Annotated in this window: 24 protein-coding genes; 8 read left to right on the forward strand and 16 right to left on the reverse strand. The window is 43.9% G+C overall.

Annotation, left to right across the window (positions count from 1 at the left end; genetic code table 11):
* Positions 1–66: 66 nt before the first annotated feature.
* A complete protein-coding gene (gene cmk / locus R7R78_RS06805; RefSeq protein ID WP_021033981.1) occupies positions 67–747 on the reverse strand; it encodes a (d)CMP kinase in 681 nt (226 codons plus the stop codon).
* A gap of 208 nt (positions 748–955) precedes the next feature.
* Entirely contained in the window at positions 956–2,017 is a 1,062-nt protein-coding gene (gene sohB / locus R7R78_RS06810; RefSeq protein ID WP_005385819.1) for a protease SohB, read from the reverse strand.
* 254 nt (positions 2,018–2,271) lie between these two features.
* On the opposite strand from sohB, the gene R7R78_RS06815 reads away from it, so the two are divergent.
* From R7R78_RS06815 to R7R78_RS06830, 4 genes are all read left to right on the forward strand, one after another.
* Positions 2,272–3,018, forward strand: coding sequence for a YciK family oxidoreductase (locus R7R78_RS06815; protein ID WP_005372980.1), 747 nt, complete (start codon positions 2,272–2,274; stop codon positions 3,016–3,018).
* Between the two features lie 129 nt (positions 3,019–3,147).
* Complete coding sequence (gene imuA, locus R7R78_RS06820) at positions 3,148–3,840, forward strand: translesion DNA synthesis-associated protein ImuA (RefSeq protein WP_005372979.1); 693 nt, start codon at positions 3,148–3,150, stop codon at positions 3,838–3,840.
* A 4-nt stretch (positions 3,841–3,844) separates the two neighbouring features.
* Positions 3,845–5,248 carry a Y-family DNA polymerase gene (locus tag R7R78_RS06825; RefSeq protein WP_225473355.1) on the forward strand — a complete coding sequence of 468 codons (1,404 nt, stop codon included), beginning with the start codon at positions 3,845–3,847 and terminating at the stop codon, positions 5,246–5,248.
* A 27-nt stretch (positions 5,249–5,275) separates the two neighbouring features.
* The gene (locus R7R78_RS06830) at positions 5,276–8,350 is read left to right on the forward strand and encodes an error-prone DNA polymerase (protein ID WP_064354175.1); all 3,075 of its coding nucleotides are present in this window, start codon (positions 5,276–5,278) and stop codon (positions 8,348–8,350) included.
* Between the two features lie 72 nt (positions 8,351–8,422).
* On the opposite strand, the gene R7R78_RS06835 is transcribed toward R7R78_RS06830, so the two are convergent.
* Both R7R78_RS06835 and R7R78_RS06840 read right to left on the reverse strand, forming a co-directional pair.
* Positions 8,423–9,376, reverse strand: coding sequence for a chemotaxis protein CheV (locus tag R7R78_RS06835; protein ID WP_005372976.1), 954 nt, complete (start codon positions 9,374–9,376; stop codon positions 8,423–8,425).
* 363 nt (positions 9,377–9,739) lie between these two features.
* Entirely contained in the window at positions 9,740–10,957 is a 1,218-nt protein-coding gene (locus R7R78_RS06840) for an ROK family protein (RefSeq protein ID WP_005385828.1), read from the reverse strand.
* Positions 10,958–11,367: 410 nt separating this feature from the next.
* On the opposite strand from R7R78_RS06840, the gene pyk reads away from it, so the two are divergent.
* On the forward strand, positions 11,368–12,810 hold the full coding sequence (pyk, locus tag R7R78_RS06845; RefSeq protein ID WP_025767228.1) for a pyruvate kinase: 1,443 nt from the start codon (positions 11,368–11,370) through the stop codon (positions 12,808–12,810).
* 108 nt (positions 12,811–12,918) lie between these two features.
* Here the strand turns inward: pyk and R7R78_RS06850 are convergent, their stop codons facing one another.
* Entirely contained in the window at positions 12,919–14,070 is a 1,152-nt protein-coding gene (locus tag R7R78_RS06850; RefSeq protein ID WP_005372971.1) for a patatin family protein, read from the reverse strand.
* Positions 14,071–14,114: 44 nt separating this feature from the next.
* Positions 14,115–14,207, reverse strand: coding sequence for a YnhF family membrane protein (locus tag R7R78_RS06855; protein ID WP_005372970.1), 93 nt, complete (start codon positions 14,205–14,207; stop codon positions 14,115–14,117).
* A 127-nt stretch (positions 14,208–14,334) separates the two neighbouring features.
* Here R7R78_RS06855 and R7R78_RS06860 point away from each other — a divergent pair, with 127 nt between their 5' ends.
* From R7R78_RS06860 to R7R78_RS06870, 3 genes are all read left to right on the forward strand, one after another.
* Positions 14,335–14,925: an outer membrane protein gene (locus R7R78_RS06860; protein ID WP_137282262.1), complete on the forward strand. Its 591-nt coding sequence runs from the start codon at positions 14,335–14,337 to the stop codon at positions 14,923–14,925.
* Positions 14,926–15,494: 569 nt separating this feature from the next.
* Complete coding sequence (locus R7R78_RS06865; protein WP_005372966.1) at positions 15,495–16,961, forward strand: sodium-dependent transporter; 1,467 nt, start codon at positions 15,495–15,497, stop codon at positions 16,959–16,961.
* Positions 16,958–17,053 carry a MetS family NSS transporter small subunit gene (locus R7R78_RS06870; RefSeq protein ID WP_005372963.1) on the forward strand — a complete coding sequence of 32 codons (96 nt, stop codon included), beginning with the start codon at positions 16,958–16,960 and terminating at the stop codon, positions 17,051–17,053. Before R7R78_RS06865 ends, R7R78_RS06870 begins: the two co-directional genes overlap by 4 nt.
* 69 nt (positions 17,054–17,122) lie before the next feature.
* Here R7R78_RS06870 and R7R78_RS06875 read toward each other — a convergent pair whose 3' ends face one another.
* From R7R78_RS06875 to fabG, 10 genes are all read right to left on the reverse strand, one after another.
* Complete coding sequence (locus tag R7R78_RS06875) at positions 17,123–17,524, reverse strand: hypothetical protein (protein WP_005372960.1); 402 nt, start codon at positions 17,522–17,524, stop codon at positions 17,123–17,125.
* Between the two features lie 213 nt (positions 17,525–17,737).
* Positions 17,738–19,168 carry a PTS glucose transporter subunit IIBC gene (gene ptsG, locus R7R78_RS06880; protein WP_005372959.1) on the reverse strand — a complete coding sequence of 477 codons (1,431 nt, stop codon included), beginning with the start codon at positions 19,166–19,168 and terminating at the stop codon, positions 17,738–17,740.
* A gap of 444 nt (positions 19,169–19,612) precedes the next feature.
* Positions 19,613–20,380 carry a TatD family hydrolase gene (locus R7R78_RS06885; RefSeq protein ID WP_225473356.1) on the reverse strand — a complete coding sequence of 256 codons (768 nt, stop codon included), beginning with the start codon at positions 20,378–20,380 and terminating at the stop codon, positions 19,613–19,615.
* On the reverse strand, positions 20,371–21,333 hold the full coding sequence (locus tag R7R78_RS06890; RefSeq protein ID WP_054729226.1) for a DNA polymerase III subunit delta': 963 nt from the start codon (positions 21,331–21,333) through the stop codon (positions 20,371–20,373). The genes R7R78_RS06885 and R7R78_RS06890 overlap by 10 nt, the downstream gene beginning before the upstream one ends.
* 24 nt (positions 21,334–21,357) lie before the next feature.
* Positions 21,358–21,990, reverse strand: a complete 633-nt coding sequence (tmk, locus tag R7R78_RS06895; protein ID WP_005387350.1) for a dTMP kinase — start codon at positions 21,988–21,990, stop codon at positions 21,358–21,360.
* On the reverse strand, positions 21,987–23,003 hold the full coding sequence (gene mltG / locus R7R78_RS06900) for an endolytic transglycosylase MltG (protein ID WP_005372950.1): 1,017 nt from the start codon (positions 23,001–23,003) through the stop codon (positions 21,987–21,989). Before mltG ends, tmk begins: the two co-directional genes overlap by 4 nt.
* Positions 23,000–23,815, reverse strand: coding sequence for an aminodeoxychorismate lyase (pabC, locus tag R7R78_RS06905; RefSeq protein ID WP_225473357.1), 816 nt, complete (start codon positions 23,813–23,815; stop codon positions 23,000–23,002). The genes mltG and pabC overlap by 4 nt, the downstream gene beginning before the upstream one ends.
* A gap of 107 nt (positions 23,816–23,922) precedes the next feature.
* Positions 23,923–25,173, reverse strand: coding sequence for a beta-ketoacyl-ACP synthase II (gene fabF, locus R7R78_RS06910; protein ID WP_033905745.1), 1,251 nt, complete (start codon positions 25,171–25,173; stop codon positions 23,923–23,925).
* Between the two features lie 93 nt (positions 25,174–25,266).
* The gene (gene acpP / locus R7R78_RS06915) at positions 25,267–25,500 is read right to left on the reverse strand and encodes an acyl carrier protein (RefSeq protein ID WP_225473360.1); all 234 of its coding nucleotides are present in this window, start codon (positions 25,498–25,500) and stop codon (positions 25,267–25,269) included.
* A 246-nt stretch (positions 25,501–25,746) separates the two neighbouring features.
* A complete protein-coding gene (gene fabG / locus R7R78_RS06920; RefSeq protein WP_031781117.1) occupies positions 25,747–26,481 on the reverse strand; it encodes a 3-oxoacyl-ACP reductase FabG in 735 nt (244 codons plus the stop codon).
* Positions 26,482–26,515 lie beyond the last annotated feature (34 nt).

Raw genomic sequence — 26,515 nt, forward strand, 5'->3', positions numbered from 1 at the left:
CATGGGGTTATTAAATTCGCCAGTCATCATCCTTGCGACCAACGCTCTTAGCCTAGTCGAGTATTATTACTCAGCTAGCTTCGATTCGATATATTGTAGTGCCTTTTCTACTACTTCGTCGATAGTCATCGACGTAGAATCTAGCACAAGCGCATCCTCAGCAGGGCGTAATGGCGCCACTGGGCGGTTACGATCTCGGTCGTCACGCTCTTGGATCTCGCTTAAAAGGTCAGCAAATCTAACATCTAACCCTTTCTCTTGCAACTGTTTAAGGCGTCGATTTGCACGCTCTTCAGCACTCGCATCAAGGAAGATTTTTGCTTGCGCACTCGGGAATACAATTGTGCCCATATCACGACCATCAGCAACCAGACCCGGAGCGGTCTCAAATGCACGCTGACGACGTAGTAATGCTTCACGAACACGTGGCAAAGCCGCAACTTTAGATGCTGCCATACCCGTTTCTTCTTTACGAAGCTCCCCTGACACGTCTTCGCCTTCTAGAATGACCTTAACTAAGTCACCTTCCGCGATAAATTGAACGTCTAGGTGGGTTGCTAGTGGGACAAGAGCATCTTCTGACTCGGTGTCGACACCGTGGTGAATCGCAGCGAGTGCAAGTACACGATAAATTGCGCCAGAATCTAAGAGTTGGAAACCCAACTTTTTCGCCAGCAACATACATAAAGTGCCTTTACCTGCACCACTAGGTCCATCTACGGTTACAACCGGAGTTTGAGAGGACATGTTCTTCTCCACCAATAGTTTCTTTTCAGCAATTTGCTCGGTTTTCGAGGCGCACATTATACGGGTAATCAGTCTTTGGAGCGAGGAAAAATGTCGTGTAAAGCATTACACCTAATGCGTAATTGGATTCATCAATAAACATAAAGTTCAACAAAAACGGCGAGAGCTTCCGCCCTCGCCGTTTTAAATGTCATGAACTTAAGCTCGATTAAACAATCGGCTTTTGACCACGCTCAGCTAACTTTAAAATAACACTATCAGCGACTTTACCCGCCACACCTGCTAGCTTGTCGGCCAGTTTTTTCTTTTGTACATAATGCACAGAAAGTACAGTTTTATCTTTGCATGCTGCAACAACGATATCATCAGATGTACTAATGTCATCCACCAAACCAAGCTCTTTCGCTTGTGTACCGAACCAGTGCTCACCAGTGGCTACTTTGTCTAGGTCCAAACTAGGACGACGCTCACGGATGAAGTCTTTAAACAAGACATGTGTTTCTTCAAGTTCTTGCTTAAACTTATCGCGCGCTTTATCGGTATTCTCACCGAACATCGTTAGCGTGCGTTTATATTCACCCGCTGTTAGTTGTTCGTACTCAATGTCATGTTTCTTCAACAGTTTGTTGAAGTTAGGAATTTGTGCGATAACGCCAATAGACCCCACAATTGCAAATGGTGCAGAAACAATCTTATCTGCTACACATGCCATCATGTAACCGCCACTTGCTGCAACTTTGTCAACAGAGATGGTCAGAGGAAGACCTGCGGCTTTGATTCGGTCCAGTTGAGAAGAGGCAAGGCCGTAACCATGAACCATACCACCGCCAGACTCTAAGCGAAGTAACACTTCATCACCTTCACGTGCGACAGCCAAAATAGCGGTGATTTCTTCACGTAGAGACGCAACTTCTTTTGCGTCTATGCTACCGTTGAAATCAAGAACAAATAGGTGTGGTTCACGCTTGCTATCTAATGAACCGTCTTTGCTCGCTTGTTTGATTTCTTTCTCGCGAGATTTGTTCTTCTCTTTTTCTTCTTTCTTGACGGCTTTATCTCGAGCCTTGATGAAAGCATCGTCATGCAAATGATGCTCTAACTGCTCAACAGATTGTTTGTGTTGCTCTGAAAGGTTGGTAATCTCTAACTCCCCTTTCGCCGCACCCGATTTGCCACCAGCCGATTTTGCAATAATGAGCAGAACAATTATCGCAGCAACCACCGTGATAATTTTGGCCAGAAACAGACCATAATCTAATAAAAATTCCAACGAGAGCTCCTTTATCTCATTTCAGATGACGTTAGTATGTTACGCAGAAACATCAGCGAGAAGGCAGCGCGGTTTGTAACCACTTGTTCTGATTGATAGCATACCTAACGAAAGTTCTGGAATTGGTATAACACATGAATTGGTGTATTGTAACCATCTTGTCACGATTACCAAGATTTTCCATTGAGAAACAGGCGTTTTTTAGCGTCAATTAACTATCATGGACCCTCTTACAATAATAAGGATTTATCGCCGTGAACTACTCCGTTTCAGCTGATGCTCTAAAAGGTAAAGTCATTCTTGTTACTGGCGCTGGTAATGGCATCGGCCGTCAAGCCGCGCTTTCTTATGCCGAGCACGGTGCAACTGTTATTCTCTTGGGTAGAAATGTGCAAAACCTTGAATCTATCTATGATGAGATTGAAGCTGCTGGCTATCCACAAGCTGCTATCATTCCATTGGATCTCAAGGGTGCAACTCAGCAGAATTACATTGATATGGCAGAGACAATCGAAGGACAGTTTGGTCGCTTGGATGGTCTATTACACAACGCAGGTGTCTTGAGTTCGCTGTGTCCATTTGATCAAATCAAAGAGGAAGACTTCGACGATATCATGCAGATCAACGTGAAAGCCGAAGTGCTAATGACTCAAGCATTACTGCCTGTGATGCGTAAATCAGAAGCTGGGCGTATTATCTTTACCTCTTCAACCGTCGGCCACTCTGGCCGCGCATTCTGGGGGCCATACGCTATCTCTAAATTTGCCGTAGAAGGCATGATGCAAGTTTTAGCTGACGAGCTGAGTGATACACCGATCCGCGTTAACGCAATTAACCCTGGTGCCACTCGTACTCGCATGCGTGAAAAAGCATATCCGGGTGAAGATGCGAATACTCTCAAAACGCCACTGGATATCATGCCGCTATATTTGCACTTAATGGATCCTGCGGTTACCGATGTGAACGGTCAGTGCATCGACGCTCAACCGAAGCGTAAATAACTCATTCAGGTTACCTCACATAATCGATTGAAAAGGCAGCAAACGCTGCCTTTTTTCATTTCTCTCTTCATAAAAATCTTGCGACTTTCTCCCACAGAAATATACTGTACATATATACAGGTATTTATTATGCAAGATATTATTCAGAACTTAAAAAGCCAACACCTTGTTTGGCAAGCAAATTTAACGAAAGCAGATCCTCAGCAGTTGCAGACTAGTTCCGGTTTTTCTGAATTAGATGATTTGCTCGGCGGAGGCTTTCCACCTCATGGCGTAGTGGAGATGGAATCTATTGGTAGTATTGGTGAATTGCGTTTGCTCGCTCCCTATTTAAAAGCCACTCAGACCAATGGTATGACCGCATTTATTCAACCACCTGCGCTAGTGAATTCTCTGTTTTTACACTACATCGGGTTGGATATAAACCAAGTGTGGGTCGTTACTCCAACTCACCCCAAAGACGCTCTTTGGGCTGCAGAGCAATGTCTGAAAAGTGGGGTATGCAGTAATGTTTTGTTATGGCAAGAAGAGCTTGAAATACATCAAGTGAAACGCTTACAGGTAGCGAGTGAACAAGGTACTTGCCCTCTCTTTATGCTTAAAACAGATACTATCAACCGCTTGTCTTTGCCTGTATCACTCAGTTTAAAACTGAAAGGCGACGAGCAAGGGATTCATGTTGAAGTGCTGAAAAGGAAAGGAGGCTGGAATAGAGGTAGCGTTAGTATCGGATTCCAACACCATTACCCGCAACTGGTGAAACCATCATCTGAAACTGTGCACTCGACTGTGGTCAATTTCCCACTGGCGAACCAAGGTTAGTGATATGTCTCTGTGGATTTACTTGCACTTCCCTCGCCTGCAGCTAGACGCACTCTTTGGTGATAACCAAGAACAACCCGTGGTGATTGTCGAAAGCCAACGTTGCCAGATTCTTCAATACAACGAGATTGCCGAACAACAAGGCATTAAGCCTGGTATGGGCTTAGGCAGTGCTGCGTCCTTGTGTCGAGATTTACAAGTGCATCCTTATCATCCACAAACCGAATTAAATAAATTACAAGAGGTAGCCCAGTGGTTGTATTTGATCACATCTGACGTTGTGTTGATGCCAAACCAAGGTATTTTACTGCGTGCTACTCCAATGCTCGCTCTGTATGAAGGGCTTGAAAACTATTGGAATAAAGTCAGAGCTCACTTATCGGAGCTGAAACTGAGTTTTCAATTCGGATGTGGTTTTTCGCCTTTTGCTGCCAAATTGATGGCAATATCAGGAGCGAACGTCATCAGTGAAGACAAATCTGCCATACAAAAAGTCCTATCACCATTACCGTTAACACTGGCAGATTTATCAAGCGCTACCGTAGAGAAGTTACAACGTGTAGGCGTCACCACATTGCAAAACCTGCTTGAACTGCCATTGCAAGACATCGCACGACGCTTTGATATCGATTTGGTGAACTACGTTGGTCGACTGACTGGGCAGTTTAAACACCCTGTCGACCTTTATCACCCTACCGAATCCTTCCAAGTTTATTTAGAGCTGTTGTTTGAGATCGAAAACGTTCAGTGGATTGAAAAACCGTTGGCCAAATTACTTCGTCAACTCGAAACCTTTCTTAAATTAAGAGATAAGGTCGCTTTTGAACTGTGTTTAACACTCCACCAGCGTGAGAAACAAGAGCAACACCTTCAACTCACTTCTGCGCAAGGTGATTACCTATGTCAGCGTTGGCAACAGTTAGCGAGTTTAAGCTTAGAATCACTCTCGCTTAATGGCCCAGTCACAGGGCTAACGTTAAAAGTCATCCGTCAAGGTGAGCCTCTTAGTGCATCACGCGATCTCTTTGCTGGGCAGAAAGGAAACATGAATGCTTTAGAGCTGCTCTCTTTACTGCAAGCTAAATTGGGGAAAAGTGCCGTTTTAAAACCCAATATTGCTTGCGATCCTAGACCAGAAAAGGCCAGTCAGTATCGCCCTGCTGATGCTCCAGATAAAAAGGGGCACGCCATACCTTCCATACTACGCCCCGCAATGCAATTACCCACTCCCATTGTATTGCAAGAACAAGTTTCTTTGGTCCACGGACCTGAGCGAATAGTTTCTGGGTGGTGGGATGGTGATGAGATCATGCGTGATTACTACATTGCACACACCAAGCAAGGCCGCTGGTTATGGATATTTCGCGATCAGCACAAGCACTGGTTTCTTCATGGCTATTTTTGTTAAATCGACAGTTATTTTTGTTGGATCATTATGAGTTACGCGGAACTATTTTGTCAGTCTAACTTCTCTTTTTTGACTGGGGCTTCTCATGCAGAAGAGCTGGTACTCCAAGCTGCTTTCTATCGCTATCAAGCTCTAGCTATAACGGATGAATGCTCAGTCGCGGGCGTTGTCAAAGCCCATGCAACCATCGAACAACATAAACTCGATATCAAACAAATCGTTGGAAGTATGTTTTGGTTAAATGATGAATGCCAAATCGTACTGCTTTGCCCTTGTCGCAAGGCTTATGCCGAGTTGTGTCGTATCATCACAAACGCAAGGAGACGCAGTGAAAAAGGCAACTATCAACTGTTCGAATGGGATTTGATGTCGGTTCGACATTGTTTGGTATTGTGGCTGCCCACACATCAAGAGAGTGATCACTATTGGGGGCGCTGGCTCAATCAACACCACGCTAATCGTTTGTGGGTAGCGATTCAGCGCCATTTGAGTAACAACGATACTGAATACATTGCGCACTGCGAGCAGTTAGCACATGAATTTCAATTACCTATAACTGCCTGCGGAGGCGTTCTCATGCATGATGTTGAACGCTTGCCATTACAGCATGTACTTACTGCTATAAAGCATGGGTGTAGCGTCGATAAACTCGGTTTTGATCGTATTTCGAATACTGAGCGAGCACTTCGTCCTTTTAAAAAGTTGATTCGGATTTACAAACCAGAATGGCTGGAAGAAAGCACTTACATCGCCGATTTATGCGAGTTTAAGCTCTCCGATTTAAAATACGAATATCCTACCGAGCTGATCCCAGATGGTTACACACCCGACTCTTACTTACGTATGTTGGTCGAACGCGGTAAAAAGCTGCGTTTTCCTGAAGGCGTGCCAGCAGAAGTCAATCAAACCATCGAGAATGAACTGGCGCTTATTCAAGAGCTAAAATACCACTACTACTTCCTTACTATTCACGACATTGTAATGTTCGCGAAACAGCAAGGCATTCTTTACCAAGGGCGAGGTTCCGCTGCAAACTCTGTGGTGTGTTATTGCCTGGAAATTACCGCCGTCGATCCTCGACAAATCGCTGTCTTATTCGAACGATTTATCAGTAAAGAACGTAAGGAACCGCCGGATATTGATGTGGACTTTGAACACGAGCGCCGTGAAGAAGTTATCCAGTATATTTACAAAAAATATGGCCGTGAGCGTGCAGCACTTGCTGCAACAGTGATCAGCTATCGCTTTAAAAGTGCCGTGCGTGAAGTCGGTAAAGCACTAGGGATTGAAGAGACCCAATTGGATTTTTTCATTAAGAACGTTAATCGCCGAGATCGCAGCCAAGGCTGGCAAGCTCAAATTATTGAACTGGGCTTACAACCAGAATCTCTCAAAGGGCAGCAGTTCATCCAATTGGTCAACGAGATCATTGGCTTCCCACGCCATTTATCTCAGCACGTAGGTGGCTTTGTAATTTCATCTGGACCTTTATATGAGTTGGTACCTGTTGAAAATGCCTCGATGGAAGATCGCACTATCATTCAATGGGATAAAGACGATTTAGAAAGCTTGAAGCTACTAAAAGTCGATGTGCTCGCACTCGGCATGTTAAACGCCATCAAAAAGTGCTTTCAACTGGTCGAGAAACATCACCAGCGATCCCTCTCTATTTCCGAGATCACTCGCCGACAAGATGATCCACACGTGTACCGCATGATCCAAAAAGCCGACACGATAGGCGTATTCCAAATTGAATCTCGTGCACAAATGAGCATGCTTCCTCGCCTAAAGCCTGCTTGTTATTACGACTTAGTGATTCAAATTGCAATTGTTCGTCCAGGCCCTATTCAGGGTGATATGGTGCATCCTTTTTTAAAACGACGAGATCACAAAGAGCCAGTCAGTTATCCATCGGAAGAAGTAAAAAGCGTTCTGGAGCGGACTATGGGCGTCCCTATTTTCCAAGAGCAAGTCATCAAGCTAGCCATGGTAGCCGCAGGGTTTAGCGGCGGCGAGGCCGATCAACTCCGTCGAGCGATGGCATCATGGAAAAAGAATGGCGATCTCGCTAAATTCAGACCAAAACTGATCAATGGTATGCAAGAGAGAGGCTATGACTTAGCGTTTGCTGAGCGCATTTTCGATCAGATTTGCGGCTTTGGTGAGTACGGCTTCCCTGAAAGTCATTCAGCGTCTTTCGCAGTGCTGGCATATTGTTCTGCATGGTTAAAATATTATTACCCAGCCGAATTTTACACTGCATTGTTGAACAGCCAACCAATGGGATTTTATAGCCCATCGCAATTAGTACAAGATGCTCGCCGACATGGCATCGAAGTATTGCCGGTGTGCGTCAATCATTCAAAATATCAGCATCATCTCGTCTCACGTCCGAATGGCAGGCTCGGCGTGCAACTTGGTTTTCGCTTGGTGAAAGGCTTTAACGCAGAAAGCGCACAAAGGCTTATTGAGCGCAAACCACTTAATGGTTACCGAACGATTCAAGAAGTAAAGCAGATATTAAGAAGCCGAAGTGACATTGAATTATTGGCTTCAGCCAATGCATTTCAGGCCTTATCGGGGAATCGTTATAACGCTCGCTGGGCAGCAATGGATTCCTTATCTGACCTACCATTGTTTCACAAGGTCGAAGAACCCAATGTTAGCTACCAGACTCAACCCTCTGAATATGAAAATTTAATTGAGGATTACGCAAGCACGGGACTATCTCTTAGCCGCCATCCAATTAAATTATTAGAAGAAACGGGCAAACTCCCTCACTTTACTCGCATGATGCAACTGGCAGAGAAGCCGCATAAGTCACTGGTCACAGTGGTAGGCGTGGTAACAGGAAGACAATCTCCAGGCACCGCCGCTGGCGTGACATTTTTTACGTTAGAAGATGACACGGGCAACATTAATGTGGTCGTTTGGCAAGCGACAGCACGAGCCCAAAAGCAAGCGTATTTAGGCGCTAAAGTATTAATGGTGAAAGGCATTCTTGAAAGAGAGGGAGAAGTCACGCACGTTATTGCTGGCAAGTTGATTGATTGCACGCACTACTTGAACAATCTACAAAGTAAATCTCGGGATTTCCATTAGTACAGAGGAATTAAGGAGAGAGATGTTAAAAATCAGAGAGAGGTGCGCTCCCTCTGATTTCACTAGATCTAATCATGCACTTTTAGAAAGCATCTGGCGTAATCGGTCTTGAGCAACTTCAACCAGCAGATCCGGTTGGAATTTAGATATAAAGCGATCACAGCCTACTTTTTGTACCATGGCTTCATTAAAACTACCGCTCAGAGAAGTGTTCAATGTGATAAACAACTTAGACATACGTGGATCTTGGCGCACTTCATGGGTCAGTTTATAACCATCCATTTCAGGCATTTCAGCATCCGTAATCATCATCAACAGCTCTTTTTCTACATCTTTACCTTCATCACACCAACGTTTTAAAACCGTTAACGCTTCCAGCCCGTCACGACACTCGATGATATTCATACCTAATTGAGAAAGCGTATCGCGAACTTGATTACGAGCTGTAGAGGAATCATCCACAATCAGAACATTACGCCCGACCATTGCTTGGGCCAGTTCTTGATCGAGAATGTCCTCCGAAATAGTCACGTCGTAATGCACGATCTCTGCTAAAACTTTTTCAACGTCAATAATTTCGACAATTTGAGAGGCATCCCCCTCTTTGATTTGCGTGATAGCCGTGAGGTAATTCGAGCGACCAGACGTGGAAGGAGGCGGCTGAATTTCAGTCCATGCCGTATTAATAATGTTTTTAACCGGACCGACTAAGAAGCCCTGCACCGTGCGGTTGTACTCTGTCACGATCAAATTTTCTTCTTCCGCTTCACCACGTAAAGCAGGAAAACCAATTGCGCCTCGTAAATCAATCACTGGTACCGCTTCACCTCGTAGAGAAGCAACCCCACGAATATTGTAGTGCGACCCAGGGAGCTTGGTTAACGGTGGAAGCTTGATGACCTCTTTCACTTTGAACACATTAATCGCAAATAATTGGCGACTATTTAAAGTGAACAGCAGAAGCTCTAGTCGATTTTCACCAACCAAGTTTGTACGCTGGTCAACCGTATTTAACACTCCGGACATACTACTACCTAAATTATGGATAATTCTTATTTTACTCGAAATCAGTACAGACACAGCAAGGTTATATAACCAAATAACCTTAAAATATTTGGCTTTTCGAGCACAGCTTTAAAGTACAACAGTTTTAGCGTATTACTTCTCTTTGCATCAGACGCAAAGTCACGCAGCACATTGAAAGCCATTTTGTTTATTTACTTGAGCTTTTTAGGAAATTACATGAATGGCGCAGATATAGCAATGCAACATAACTCAAATTCCCTTTCTAGTAATAGGCGATCAAAAAGGGTGAGCCGTTAAGTCTCACCCTAAATCACCTACAAATGCAGTCTCAACAGCCAGGCACATCATCATGTTAAAAAGTACTTAACCTTCCACAACCTTCATCAATAGTTGACCATCGTACAACGCTTGCTTAATCAACGCGGCACCAGGCATTGTGGCTTGCTTATAGAAACGAGACTCCACCAGCTCAAGATCTTGGTGATAAACAGGTAAACTCTGCTCTTCGATACAGCGACGAACCGCAGGATAAAGCACATCTTTTGCTTGGTTAATCACACCACCGATCAAGATTTTCTCAGGGTTAAATAAGTTGATCACAATAGCAATTGCAGAGCCTAAGTAGCGTCCAAGTTTTTCAATCACATCGACGGCCAAAGGATCACCGTTTGCAGCGGCTTCACAAATGCTCTCAATACTCATTTCTTCTTGTTTAGCAAGAATAGAGTCTTCGCCATCAGCGATTCGTCTTACGACTTCTTCACGAATTGCTTGAGAACTGGCAACGGTTTCCAAACAGCCAATATTGCCGCAATGACAACGTTTTCCATTTGGGTCAATTTGAATATGCCCGAGTTCACCAATGTTACCGTGACGGCCTTGCAAAACGCGCCCATCCAGAATGATGCCCGCACCTAAACCGTGGTGGATAGAGATAAGAACGGAGTTGTCATTATCTTGAGAATGACCAAAAAGCTTTTCTGCTAATGCCCAAGCTCGCGTGTCATTGGCAATGAAAACTGGCAAGCCTGTTGCTTTGTATATCTCTGGTCCAAGAGCAAGATTTTCGACATTGTAATGAGGCATCTGCAAAACGACACCTTGCTCTGAGTTCACGAGACCAGGCAGCGTAAGGGCAATACTGGTAACCCGATCAAGTTGATCCGCGTAAGTCTGAAAGAATTCATCAATTTCGTAAAGCAGGCGCTCAAGCACATCGTCTTGATCAAGCTCGTGTATCTCGATTTTAGTATCGATCAGTACATCACCGCCTAACTCATGCAAAGCAATGGTTAAATAACCTCGCCCCAAACGCATTGACAAAAATTGCCAGCCTTCATTATTGACCTGCAAACCGACAGCAGGTCGACCACGACTCGTCGCTTCTTGTACTGTCGTTTCATGAATCAAGTGCGCTTCAATTAATTCTCGAGTGATTTTGGTGATACTAGCAGGAGCAAGCTCACTCTGCTTGGACAAATCAATTCGAGAAATAGGACCTTTTAGGTCAATTAGTTTATATACACGACCAGCATTGACCTGTTTGATATGATCAATATGGCCCGGTTGAGCCATGTACATCTTGCACTCCGAAATTCTATAACGGGACAATTTTTTTACTTTGCGAACTAATTGTGAAGTGAATTAATAAATCCCCGTGACAAGCATCACGTATAAACCTGTTTGTTTGTGTATTCAATCAAATAACGAAGAATCTACTCCTGTTAAATTGTTTGAAAAATAACTTATTTTTATTCACTAAATTATGAAGTAGTGCCTTTAAAGCAGCGCATTTTTATCAATAAGGCCATTGCCTGTCGAATATCTGTCTGTTTTACCGGGGTTACTCTTAATATAAACATTCTGTGCATATACTTATATTCAAGTAGCTTTAAGGTGTGGGCTCAGCAACGAGGCTAACCTTGAGAGCGATTGCGTAAAGTAAGGATAGAGTTCAAGTTACCTTTACACACACATTCATCGGAGAATCTATGACTTCCAAATTAAGACGAACAAAAATTGTCACTACGCTGGGTCCTTCAACGGATAAGGACAATATACTTGAGGAGATCATCAAAGCCGGTGCAAACGTTGTCCGTATGAATTTTTCACATGGAACCAGTGAAGACCACATTCAACGTGCGAACAAAGTCCGTACCATTGCAGCAAGACTTGGGCGTCAGGTTGCAATTCTTGGTGACTTACAAGGCCCTAAAATCCGTGTATCAACGTTTAAAGACGGCCAAGTCATTTTGAATGTGGGCGATAAATTCACATTAGATAGTGATTTACCAAAAGGTGAAGGCAATCAAGAATCTGTAGGGTTAGATTATAAAGAACTGCCGCAAGATGTTTCACCAAATGACATTTTATTACTCGATGATGGACGCGTTCAGCTGCAAGTTACTACAGTAGAGGGTAATAAAGTTCATACCCGTGTGATTGTCGGTGGTCCACTGTCCAACAATAAAGGGATCAACAAAAAAGGCGGCGGATTGTCAGCGGATGCGCTCACAGAGAAAGATAAAGCCGACATTCTTACCGCCGCAGCAATTCAAGTAGACTACCTTGCTATTTCATTCCCGCGTAACGGCGAAGACATGCATTACGCTCGACGCTTAGCCAGAGATGCAGGCCTTGAAGCCATGTTAGTGGCTAAAGTCGAACGAGCAGAAACCGTCGCGACCAATGAGTCTATTGACGACATTATTCTCGCATCCGATGTAGTGATGGTTGCACGTGGTGACCTTGGTGTAGAAATCGGTGACCCTGAGCTCATAGGTGTCCAGAAAAAACTGATTCGCCGCGCACGCAGTTTAAACCGTATCGTGATTACTGCGACACAAATGATGGAGTCCATGATTACTAGCCCAATGCCAACGCGTGCTGAAGTGATGGATGTGGCCAATGCGGTTCTAGACGGCACTGACGCGGTGATGCTGTCTGGAGAGACTGCTGCAGGTAAATATCCTGTAGAAACGGTCAAATCCATGGCCGAAGTATGTGTGGGGGCAGAAAAAATGTCGGAGGCAAGTCTATCTACTTATCGCTTAGATAGAACCTTCGAAACCGCTGAAGAAACCATCGCAATGGCAACCATGTACTCTGCGAATCACATGGAAGGAATTAAAGCGATGATCTCATTAACTGAGTCCGGCAGGACTGCGTTGATGATGTCTCGCTTAAGCTCTGGCTTGCCAATATTTGCCTTATCACGGAATGAATCGACACTAAATCGAGCAGCATTATACCGAGGCGTGACACCTGTATATTTCGAGTCAAAAAGTGATGCGGGTTTACCAACGGCTCAAGCAGCTATTACTAGCCTTAAAGAGCAAGGGTTCTTGCACAAAGGTGATTTAGTCATTATTACTCAAGGCGATGTAATGGATGTTGTTGGCTCAACCAACTGCATGCGCATTCTACAAGCGTAGTCGTTATACCTAACTGGAGTTAACCACAAGAACCCGCAAATAAGGCTCCGAAAATGGAGCCTTATTTATATGCTTTGTATATTGCGCACATCGTGAACGTAAGAAGGTTTATGCACTCTCTCTACCATCAATTTCAACATCCAGCTGGTCATAGAGTTGAACTAGGTTAAACCCAGCTTGAAGCCCAAGTTGATAGTCATGCTCTAGTGACTCTTGGTCACTTAACAAAGAAGAAGAACGAAGTCCCTCTTTAGGCGCAACTTGTAAAATAAAAGTGTCGTCAGGTGGAGCAGATATAAAGGCCTGAGTGAGCTCAAATGTTTGATAATGAATCATCAGCATGTCGGCTAAACCTGAATCAAAATTCTCACCAATCAGATGACTTAAACGATACAAGTTATCGGCACCGAACAACCAACGACCTCCATTTAACAGCATTTTCCCTGCAAGCTTCGATTGATGTGCTGCATTAATTTTTTGTTGGAAGAACGACGCCCAATCCAGCTTCCACTGATTCACTTTTTGCTGCCATGATTGCTGTACTGAGTTGATAGACTCTCGATACCATTCGACAGGCACATCCCCCACTTCACTTTGGGCTCTCGCTTCAATCTCTGAAAACGGCTCTGTGCGAATGACAATAATGTTGCGAGCATTCTGACGCCACGCTTCTTGAACAGGGATAGAGGCAGACACGCCGCCATCAACAAACTTATTGCCATTTACGTCGACAGGTCCGTGGTACAACTTGGGAATCGCACATGTCGCTAGCATAGTGTTAAACCACGAGTCATCCAAGATTGGTAGATATTGATCTGATAGCGTCTCTATATTCGTTACCGCAGCAAACGCTCCTCGTTTTCCCAATGCACTACGACCTAAATCAAGGTCAAGCTTGTATGGGAAATCTTGAATCCGTTCTAATGCCCACTCTAAACCTAAGTACTGCTGCTTTCGGATATAGCGAAACAGATTAAAAAATTCAGGAGACGTTGTCAGCTCGGTAATAAAAGCTTTGCCCATGCCATGTTGACGACACAAGTAAGAACATAAGTTAAGTGCTCCGGCAGAGGTGCCATAGAACTCATCGAAAGGATCGAAGTTGGAAAGTAAAAAGGCGTCTAAAACGCCAGCGGTAAAAATCCCTCTCTGCCCTCCACCTTGCGTGACTAAAGCAGTTTTACCATGCCTAAAGTGCTCATAAACTTTTACATCAAGCTCTGCATGGCTTTCTGTGATTATACCGCTGTTACGTATCATAGGCTCACGCCATTTTGTTAAATCGTTTGGTAAAAGTGGTTATCTTAAGCTGTTGTAATAGCAATGATGCCAAATGACAAAAGCACTGCAAAAACAGTCACCACAATGATTAATGCGGATTTTAGATCGTGTTCCATAAACACCTCCTTAATATGTAACAAATTAATAACACCGGTGTGAAATATGTTCAAGACTTGCTTAATTTAGTCGCGCAATTTTGACTAACCCATCACAATTAGCTTAGTCATAATAAGGAGATAGGGCATGAACCAAAAACTCAGCTGGCTAGTAGGAATCATGATGATGAGTACTGCTATCAATGCACAAGCGAATATCATCGTTACGCCATACATAGGCTATACAGGAGGCGGCCAAGTAGAGGATGAAAGTGGTAATACATACGATCTCGACCCCGCAGTGAATTACGCTCTTTCAGTCGAGACTCCCTTAGAAAAAGGAAGGATCGGATTGTTTTACTCCAATCAATCGACGGAACTTGAAAAGCTGTCCAACTCGGCAGATATCCATTATCTGCACTTCCAAAGCAGCATGTACTATCCTGTCGCAGAAAATTGGCAAACCTATATCGGTGTAGGTTTGGGCGCTTCTTACGCCGATGTGGATTGGGTAGACAAAAAATACGGATTTTCGGCTAGCGCTTTTGCAGGGCTGGAATATGAATTTTCAAAGAACTTTGCATTAACAGCCCAACTGAGGTGGTTAGGAACGGTCGTTGATAACGATACATCTGGCGCCTGTACTCTACCTAATGACGGCTCAAACTGTATCATTAAGTTCGATACTGATTGGATGAACCAATTCCAATCAAATGTCGGTTTTAGTTTCCGCTTCTAATTTTTATGCATGTTCCTTTGTAGGACTCGTCACAAAGAACGCTGAACGAGTCCTGCACAGAGCCGATAAAGGATATCGTCTAAACACCATTGTTTGGCAAAGTAACGAAGCATCATCTAAATAGGTGCACAAAAGATAGCCGTACGCCCTAATTCATCAAAATAGTCTTAAACACCAAAGCAATTATTAGATTCCAGTCATTTATTCCAGACAAACAACCAACCACCCACACAAAACCACAATCAAACCCAAATTTAACAAGATTAAAACCAGACAACGCATATGAATTAACATTTAGATTCTATTGCGCTAAGTATTATTAGAAGTTAGTCTGATCAGTGAAAACAGATAAATATTTCAGTTTTATCAAACACACATCAAAATTTTAAGATTAATAATCTACTTTCTCTTACAGTATCCAGAATATAGCTCTATAAAATTATAAGAAGTTAGAATTAAGGATAGAAAAGCTGATGGATAACAGCGGTCCTTTCTTCCAACTGTTTGCGCAATTATTACTGTGTTACGTAGAGAGCTTCATTCCTCAGGGAGTCTTATAGGAGTCAAATATGAAGCGAGAACAATGGGGATCCCGGGCGGGATTCATCTTAGCAGCAGTTGGGTCTGCTATCGGTTTGGGAAACATTTGGCGTTTCCCATACATGGCCTATGAAAACGGTGGCGGCGCATTTTTTATTCCTTACATTTTTGCCATGATCACTGCCGGTATTCCATTTATGATCCTTGAGTTCAGTATGGGACAAAAATACCGAGGCTCAGCACCAAAAACACTTGCGAAAATTCATTCTAAGTTTGAATGGCTTGGCTGGTTCCAAGTTGGTGTGGCTGCAGTTATTGCCGTTTACTATGTGGCTGTTATCGGTTGGTCGATTTCTTACTTTGGGTTGTCGTTCACTCAAGGTTGGGGAACCGATACCAACGCATTTTTCTTTAGTGAATACCTAAAGCTAGGTGACAACTCACCAACAGACTTAGGTAGTATTCAATGGAAGATTGCTTTATCCATGGTAATTGCTTGGGCAATTACTTACACCGCCATTGCCAAAGGCGTGAAATCAGGAATTGAACGAGCATCTAAAATTATGATGCCAATCCTATTCTTGATGGTGATTTTCTTAATCGGACGTATGATTTTCTTGCCAGGAGCTCTAGATGGCGTGAACTACATGTTCGAACCCGATTTCAGCAAAATTTGGGATGTGAAAGTATGGGCAGCGGCATATGGTCAGATCTTCTTTACGCTAAGTATCGGCTTCGCCATCATGCTAGCTTACTCTAGCTACCTACCAGAAAAGTCGGACATAACGAATAACGCGTTTATGACCGTGTTGATCAACTGTGGCTTCTCGATCCTAGCCGGCATCATGATCTTCTCAGTATTGGGTTACATGGCTCAAGAGCAAGGTAAGCCGTTAACAGAGGTGGTATCTGCAGGCGTTGGCTTGGCTTTTGTTACTTTACCTGCGGCAATTAACCTACTACCTGCCCCATATATTCTTGGTCCACTTTTCTTCTTTGCACTGGTGGTTGCTGGTCTAAGTTCGCATATTTCAATTATGGAAGCCGTAACTTCAGCCATTATCGACAAGCTGAAGTGGAGCCGTAAAAAAGCTGCAAATGTTGTGATTGGTATTGGCTTCGTTGTCTCTATGGCGTTTGCTACCAATGGCGGTCTGCTGCTACTCGATCTAGTAGACCACTTTGCGAACAACGTTGGCATCATGGTTGGTGGTCTGGTTGAGATTGTCTTGATGGCGTGGCTATTGAAGCGCGTGCCAGAAGTACGTAATTACGTTAACGAGCGCTCTGATTTCTCTGTTGGTCAATGGTTCGAGATCTGCTTACGCTTCGTTACACCAATCATGCTCGCCATTATCTTAGCGACCAAGCTATACGCCCTAATTACTGAAGGCTACGGTGGCTATGATCTAACTTTAGGCTGGGCACTTATCGCCGCACTCTTTATCTTTGGTCTAGTGATCAACGCAGTGAACCGCAAGGAGACAGCAAAATGACAATCAGCGCAATTATTATGATGGTTATTGGTTTAGGTATCACTTGGGGCGGCGCTGCCGTTTGCATCAAGCGAGCCATGGATAAACAATAGAACGTTAAGTTCCATATAAAAAAACGCCGGTAGTTACCGGCGTTTTTTTATACATACATTAGTTCAATTCTAGAAACTGTACTTGATGCCAACGGCGCCGCCAAGTTGCAAGTCAGCACCTTTGTAAAGATCTAGCTCTGGGTGTATTTGGCCATAAAGGTCCCAGCCGCGTGATAAATCCCAGTTCACACCAAGTGGTACTCTCACACCAAACTCGTCATCCCATTCATACCAGCCACCAACGCCGACATACCAAGTCACAGGCATGTTTTGATCGAATGTTCCACGCTTAGCGATGTAATCAAACGCCATACCATCGTTTCCGATAATGCCACGATATTTGTTATCTAACTCTACAACAACACTTAATTGTTGATCGACAGCCATACCAACTGATAGATCCGTTGGTTCGCTTGCCGCCATTGCCGTACTAGAAACTAGTCCCAAAACTAAAATGAATTTGTTCTTCATACACGTTATCAATTATTCAAAAAAACATTATTCGCTATTCAAACATAATGGCATATCAATATGTCAACGATGGGTAAGCTCGATGTATGAAAAAGCTGACAAAAGTAAAGATGAGTTTAGGATCACACTAAAAAAGGAACTGTCAGTTAATAAAATAGGAACTAAAAAAGGAGGCCGAAGCCTCCTTTTATGCATTACTATGAATGACTGCGATTAACCGTGGTTACGAATCCACTCATCCATTTCAGTTTTTAGGTTATCAGACTTAGTACCGAAGATAGCCTGTACACCACCAGCTACAACTACAACACCAGCAGCGCCTAGTTGTTTTAGCTTGTCTTGGTCAACAGCTGCTGTATCTGCAACTGCTACACGTAGACGTGTGATACATGCATCTAGACCAGTAATGTTAGCTTTACCGCCAAACGCTGCAACCAGTTCACCGCCCATATCAGAGCCAGAAGTTACAGCTGCACTTTCCGTTTCATCTTCACGGCCAGGTGTTTTTAGGTCAAGCGCTGTGATTACACCACGGAACACTACGTAGTAAATTACTGCGTAAACTAGACCAACGGCAATCATTAGCACCATCTTCTGAGCGTTACCAGATAGAACTAGGAAGTCGATCAGACCGTGAGAGAAAGAAGTACCGTGTACAAAGCCTAGAGTGTTCGAAACGATGTATGCAGAACCAGCTAGTAGAGCGTGGATACCGTATAGTAGTGGAGCAACGAATAGGAATGAGAATTCGATTGGCTCAGTAATACCAGTTAGGAATGAAGTCAGTGCAGCTGACGCCATGATACCCATTACTTTTGCACGGTTTTCTGGTTTAGCACAATGAGCAATTGCGATTGCTGCAGCTGGTAGACCGAACATCTTGAACATGTAACCACCCGCTAGCTGACCGAAGCCATTACCAGCAGCACGAGATGCTTCATCAGCAACTAGGTAACAAGTTAGTACACCATTTTGAGCTTCACCGGCAGCGTTAACACAAGAACCTGCTTCGAAGAAGAACGGTACGTTCCATACGTGGTGTAGACCGAATGGGATTAGAGAACGCTCAACAACACCGTAGATACCGAATGCTAGCTGTGGGTTTTGGTGTGCAGCCCAATCAGAGAATGCAGAAATTGCACCGCCAATTGGTGGCCAGATAACAGAAAGGATAACACCTAGGATGATCGCAGCAAAACCAGTGATGATTGGCACTGCGCGCTTACCAGCGAAGAAGCCAAGGTACTCTGGAAGTTGGATTTTGAAGAAACGGTTGAATGCCCAAGCAGCCACACCACCGACAAGGATACCACCTAGTACACCTGTATCGATTTTCTCAACACCCATAACGCCCGCCATTACACCTAGCGTTGCCGTCATGATGCCGTAACCAACGATAGCTGCAAGACCTGCAACACCGTCGTTGTTAGTGAAGCCTAGAGCTACACCTACTGCAAATAGAAGTGCCATTTGGCCGAATACTGAACCACCAGCTTGTTCCATAAGATTAGAAACGATCTCTGGAATAAAGCTTAGATGGGCAGCACCCACACCTAATAAAATACCTGCAACTGGTAAAACTGATACTGGAAGCATCAGAGCCTTACCAACTTTTTGCAGGTTAGCAAAAAGGTTCTTAAACATGTTTATGCTCCTGATAAATTTATAAGTATTATTTGGGCACTAACGGCACACCCCCGTAGCCTAAAGGTTAGCACCCAATGAAAATGTAACCACAACTGCATTATATTTTCCGGCTCTAAATATATATTGATGACCCTCAAACTTTCCACACAGTTACGAAATTTAGTTTCAAAACAAGTCTTGGATCACACCCAAAAACAGCCGATGAAAAGGTTTGCATTGTACTTATATTACTGTTTTATAAAGAATTAATTATTTATATAATTAATTTTAAGGCGTAAATAAAATACGCCTCAATGTTATTTTTAGTAACAAAATTACATTTGTGATTTTTGAATGTTATTAAATCAACATTTTTAGTAAACATTAAACTCGTGAGCGTATCTGTTGTTTTTATCAACAAAAAAGGAGCCTAAGCTCCTTTTTTATGCTCTTATTATTTTTTTATCGCAAAAAAAGATTTCGGAAGTTTTCGGTGGTTTTTTGTGCCACTTCAGAAAGAGAGCACGATTTGAGTTGCGCAATATAAGAAGCGACTTCGACAACGTAAGCGGGTTGATTCTCTTTGCCACGATGAGGGACAGGAGCCAAGTAAGGAGAATCTGTCTCAATAAGAAGCTTCTCTAAAGGTAGAGTCTTCACCACTTCTTTTAACTCTGTAGCTTGACGGAAAGTAACAATCCCCGAGATAGAAATATAAAACCCCAGCTCCAGTGCAGCTTCAGCAAATGGAAGATCTTCTGTAAAACAGTGGATAACACCACCACATTTCTCTGCCCCACCCTTACGCAAAATATCTAGAGTACCCGCACGTGCGTTTCTGGTATGGATAATTAAAGGTTTGTTGAGCTCCACTGCAAGATCAACGTGTTGCTCAAAGCGCTCTTTCTGTAACGCGGCCGTTTCGGGCTTGTAATGATAATCTAAACCCGTTTCGCCAATAGCGACGACTTTTGCATTCGACGCATGGTGGCGCAATACGTCCATCGAAAAGTCGCTTTCAACATCAAGTGGGTGCACACCGCACGAAGCATAAACATTGTCATAAGGCTCGATCATTTCCATCATTTTCGGGAAAGAATCCAGCGTTACTCCAACAGAAAGTAGCTCAGTTACGTTTGCTTGTTTAGCTTTGTTAATAACGTCTTCCACATTGATGTGGAGATCGTCGTAATTCAATTTGTCTAAATGACAATGAGAATCTACGAACATAATGCCTCTCGTGATTCAATTAACCAATTCATTGATAGTAGCTCAAGGTTCAGGCCAGGAAAGGCTTGCACCTGAGCTTTCAGGTTCATCAGCGCCTTCGCTGATGAGTACAAACCGTTATAGTTGTCCGGTTGAAACTTTGTCGCGCCCGGAAGCATTTGAGCTTCTGATACACCAAACTGCGCTTTCTGAGCATCTGTCAGTAAATACCATGCCCAGTCTAGTGATTGCTCTGAGTGTTTAGCGATTAAAGAAGCACACTCAGAAACGTCTGAAACAGGCGAAGACATTGCCTTAATAAAACTGCGTTCAAAAGCCAAGTAAGCTTCGAGCTCACCATTATTTAACGCATCCAATGTTTTTATTGGAGAGCCCATATTCAGTTTTAAGGCATAAGCAGGAACTTGCTTCGCCCCTTGTTCGTGCATCCATTGCATCGCTTGTTCCGCTGACGGAGGCGCAACAACCCAGTGTTGGCAACGGCTACGAATCGTTGGGAGCAGACGCTCCTGATTGTGGGTAACGAGCAAAAACAAGCACTTTGCCCCAGGCTCTTCTAGCGTCTTTAACAGCGCATTCGATGCCGACTCGTTCATAGAGTCCGCCGGTTCTATTACAAATAGGCGGTAACCATTAAGCTGAGATGATTCCTGAGCAAGACGGTTACAAGCGCGAATTTGGTCCACCGTTATCGCCTTTCCTTCTTTCTCTGGCTTGATCCAGTGTAAATCAGGGTGGTTTTGAGATTGATTTAGCTGGCAGCTATGACAAAAACCGCATGCTTCACTCGCGTAATTTTGGCAAAGAAGTGCTTGGCTAAAAAACTCGATAAGTTTTTCGATGCCCAAGCCCTGCTCGCTTTGTAATAAAAGCGCACCTGGTATTCTGTCCGACTCTAACCCTACTTTGAGGTTATCCCATATTGGCTGTAGCCATGGATAATCATTTAACATGAGTCACCTAAATTTACGTTTCACTTATTGACGAGCTAGCCACTCGTTTAGAGCGTCCCGAATATCACGCGACACGCCTTCAATCGTCTGTTCTGCGTTAATGATAACGATGGAAGGATCGGCATGAGCAATCTCCAAATAACGCTCACGTGTACGCTCGAAGAAACTAATATCCATCTTCTCTATACGATCTAACTCACCACGCCCACGTGCACGCTCAAGCCCAACACGAGGGTCAATATCCATATAGAGAGTGAGAGCAGGTTTAAAATCACCAAGCGTTGTATCTCGGAGATTTTTCATTAACGATGCGTCAATCTGACGGCCACCACCTTGATAAGCTTGCGACGACATATCGTGTCGGTCACCAACCACCCACTGACCGTTTTCCAAAGCTGGTTTGATCACGTTCTCAACCAACTGAACACGTGCAGCGTACAGAAGAAGCAACTCCGTCATGTCCTTAAGTTCTTCGCCTTCGTGCTCTTCTTTCACCAGAGCGCGCATTTTTTCTGCTAGCGGTGTGCCTCCTGGCTCACGGGTATTTACGATATCCTCAATACCGGCCGCTTTTAGCGTATCTAAAACGGTTTTAATCGCAGTGCTTTTACCCGCGCCTTCTAGGCCTTCAACGACAATAAAGTTTGCTTTCATCATTTGTTCTTTCTTAGTTCTCTTAAATAGGCACGAACAGCACGGTTGTGCTCAGCAAGGGATTTCGAGAATACATGTCCGCCCTTTCCACTTGCTACAAAATATAAATAGTTGCTGCTTTCTGGATTCAAAGCCGCTTCAATGGAAGCTTCACCAGCCATCGCAATCGGTGTTGGTGGCAAACCATTGATGGTATAGGTGTTATATGGTGTCGGCGTACGCAAATCTTTCTTACGAATGTTGCCATCGTAGGCGTCACCCATACCATAAATAACTGTCGGATCAGTTTGTAACCGCATACGTTTGTTCAATCGGTTGATAAACACAGAAGCGACGCGCTCACGCTCAGAATCAATAGCCGTCTCTTTCTCGATGATAGACGCGAGAATCAAGGCTTCATATTTATCCTGTAATGGCAGCTTTTCTTGACGAGCTTCCCAGCTAGCGTCCAGTATTTTATTGAGTTTTCGATGCGCTCGTTTTAATAACTGGCTTTCACTCGCACCCGCTGTGTAATGGTAGGTTTCTGCTAAAAACAACCCTTCTAGCTTTTCTCTCTCAATTCCGAGCTTCGCAGCCATTTCTTTTTCTGAAAGATCGGTTAAATCATGCTTTAAATAAGGAGCACTTTTTAGTTGATCTACCCATTCAGAAAAGCGGCTGCCTTCAACAAAAGTGATCGCAAACTGGTATTCTTTTCCAGTATTCAGATGCTCCAATGTTTGCGAAAGTGACATACCAGGCTCAAGTTGGTAAGTACCCGCTCGCACTTGCAACAATTCTGGATATAAGTGAGGAATTAAACGGATGTACTCCGATGTTTCAATCACCTCATCTTCAACTAAGGCGCGCATGACATGATGAAAGCTTGTACCACTTTCTACAGTAAACAGCTGAGGTTGTTCCAATAGAATAGGCTTTTCAACGTATTGTTTAGCCTGAGAAATTATATAAAAAACAGCTGCTGCGCCTATCACTGCGATCAGCACAACAAAAGCCAACAGTTTTTTAATCACGTAGTTAAATTCCCTTGCAGTCGTTGAGTCAATTTTCCTATCGGAAATATAGTCTTAGAGTTCGATGTCACTATGCTGCTAATAGGTGCGACACCTAATATTGAGTTACACATGAAAGCCTCGTCAGAACTCAGCAAATCTGGAAGTATAAAACGCCCCTCGATGACTTCAATATGACTTACTTTAAGTAACTCAAGCACCTTACGACGCATTACGCCCGTAACGCCTGATAAGGTCAGCTCCGGCGTAAATACTTTATTACCTTTAACCCAAAAAAGGTTGGCCATTGTAGTTTCAATGACATGGTTTTGCACATTTAACGTTATTGCATCTGCAAACTCTGTATTGTCGATTTCAGCCTTGGCGAGAATCTGCTCTAAACGGTTGTTGTGCTTATGTCCAGCAAGTAAAGGTTGAATCCCTAGACGAGTATTACAAACGCCCAAGTCCACACCTTGTTCTTGCCAAGATGAATAATGAGAAGGAAACGCAAAATTGGAAATTGTCACGATAGGGCCTTCAATCCCATTAGGGCTATACCCTCGCCCGCCAATACCGCGGCTAACGTGAATCTTCACCCCCGCTCGTGCGTCAGATAATACCGCTTTGCTTGCCCAATCATGCACAACTTTCCAGTCAGGTGAAGAGATCTTCAAAGCGTCAAGGCAAGCACTCATGCGCTCAGTATGTTCTTGCCAGTAAACCAACTCTCCATTTTGGGTCAGGATGGTGGTAAAGCCTCCATCACCGTATTGGAATGAGCGATCACCTAGCTCTACATGCGTTTGCGGAACTCCATTTACCCAAAACATTCACGTACCTTCAAATTAGCAGACAACAAATAAAACAAAACGGCTCAATGCTAAGCATCGAGCCGTTAGAATACAAGTTTCGCTTATCTAAATTAGGTTAGATAGCGTTACTCAGCGAACTTCTTAAAGATCAAAGAACCGTTTGTACCACCAAAGCCAAACGAGTTACAGATAGCGTACTCCATACCTTCAACTTTGCGCGCTGTATGCGGCACAAGGTCGATGTCTAGACCTTCTTCTGGATCATCAAGGTTAATGGTTGGCGGAACAATTTGGTCAACCAAAGACATAACCGTGATAATTGCTTCAACAGAGCCAGCAGCACCTAATAGGTGACCCGTCATCGACTTAGTTGAAGACACAAGAACTTGCTTCGCACCTTCTTCACCAAGAGCACGTTTCACGCCTTTGATTTCTGCAACATCACCAGCTGGAGTAGAAGTACCGTGAGCATTCACATAACCTACTTGAGTACCTGTGATGTTAGCATCACGCATCGCCGCTTCCATCGCAAGTGCACCACCAGAGCCGTCTTCGCTTGGAGATGTCATGTGGTAAGCATCACCAGACATACCAAAACCAACCAGTTCTGCGTAAATCTTCGCGCCACGTGCTTTCGCGTGTTCGTACTCTTCAAGCACCATCATGCCAGCACCATCACCTAGAACAAAACCATCACGGCCTTTATCCCATGGGCGAGACGCTTTTTGAGGCTCGTCATTACGAGTAGATAGCGCTTTAGCTGCACCGAAGCCAGCCATGCCAAGAGGCGTAGAAGCTTTTTCTGCACCACCAGCAACCATCGCATCTGCATCGCCGTAGGCAATCATACGTGCTGCATGGCCGATATTATGCAGGCCAGTAGTACATGCGGTAGAAATCGCGATATTTGGACCACGAAGACCACGCATGATAGATAGGTTACCTGCAACCATGTTTACAATGGTCGAAGGAACAAAAAATGGGCTAACTTTGCGAGGGCCTTTGTCTACTAATGCAGTATGGCCAGTTTCGATAAGGTCAAGACCGCCAATGCCTGAGCCGATAGCAACACCAACTCGAGCCGCATTTTCTTCGGTAATTTGTAAGCCAGAGTTATCAAGAGCTTGAATACCCGCTGCAATGCCGTACTGGATGAAAAGGTCCATCTTACGAGCATCTTTTTTAGACATGTACTCTGTGCAATCGAAATCTTTAACAAGACCTGCAAAACGAGTTGAGAAGTTCGTAGTATCAAAGTGCTCGATATTTACGATACCACTTTGACCTTCTAGCAGGGCTTTCCAAGATGATTCTACTGTGTTGCCTACCGGTGACAACATACCCATGCCAGTGACAACTACACGACGCTTGGACACGATATAATTCTCCGGGAATTGAATATTTCTATGAGAGGATAGAAGAAGTTAGAAAGAACACAGGCGGTCTAGGAGACCGCCTGGGAGAGCTAATTACTGAGCGCTGTTTACGTAGTCGATTGCAGCTTGAACAGTAGTGATCTTCTCAGCTTCTTCGTCAGGAATCTCAGTGTCGAATTCCTCTTCTAGAGCCATAACTAGTTCTACAGTGTCTAGAGAATCAGCACCTAGATCATCAACGAAAGAAGCTTCGTTTTTAACTTCTGCTTCGTCTACACCTAGCTGTTCAATAATGATTTTCTTTACGCGTTCTTCGATGTTGCTCATTTTTCTTTTCCTTTACAGATTTCGCCTAATGCGATGATTCCGTAGTTTATTCGAACTATTGAAAGTTGCAAGGGGGTCCTTGCTGGTCAAACCACAAAATTAGCGAATTTAACCGAATTTCAATACATTTTTGACTTAAATCATGCACAAATCTTGCGCATAAGCATGACAAGTTCATGACAGTTAACTGCAACTATAGGCTATTTTTCACAATGTAAAATAGCTTATTTTGCATAAACTGTCGCATTAAACCATGTACATACCACCATTTACATGCAAAGTTTCACCAGTAATGTACGCTGCTTCAGGAGAAGCAAGGAAAACTACTGCTGATGCAATTTCACGTGGGTCACCTAAACGACCTGCTGGCACGTTCGACAAAGTTGCCGCACGTTGGTCATCATTTAGTGCCTTAGTCATGTCAGTTTCGATGAAACCAGGAGCAACAGTATTCACTGTTACACCACGAGACGCAACTTCACGAGCCATTGATTTAGTAAAACCAATCACGCCCGCTTTCGCTGCTGCGTAGTTAGTTTGACCTGCGTTACCCATGGTACCAACAACAGAGCCTACGTTGATGATACGACCCGCACGTTTTTTCATCATGCCGCGTAAAACCGCTTTAGACATGCGGTAGATAGGCGTTAGGTTGGTATCGATGATGTCGTTCCACTCATCATCTTTCATACGCATCAATAGGTTGTCACGAGTAATACCAGCGTTATTCACCAGAATATCGATCACACCAAATTCTTCGTTGATCGTTTTTAGTGTCGCTTCGATAGACTCGACATCGGTCACGTTAAGAGCTAGACCTTTACCGTTATCACCAAGATACTCGCTGATAGCAGCCGCACCACTTTCAGAAGTAGCAGTACCGATAACCGTAGCACCTCGCTCGACAAGAAGTTCCGCGATCGCGCGGCCAATACCACGGCTTGCGCCGGTAACTAGCGCGATCTTACCTTCTAGATTCATCATGTTGTGTTTCCTTTTCTTATCGCAAATTTAT

The organism is Vibrio sp. 2134-1 (genome assembly GCF_033339495.1).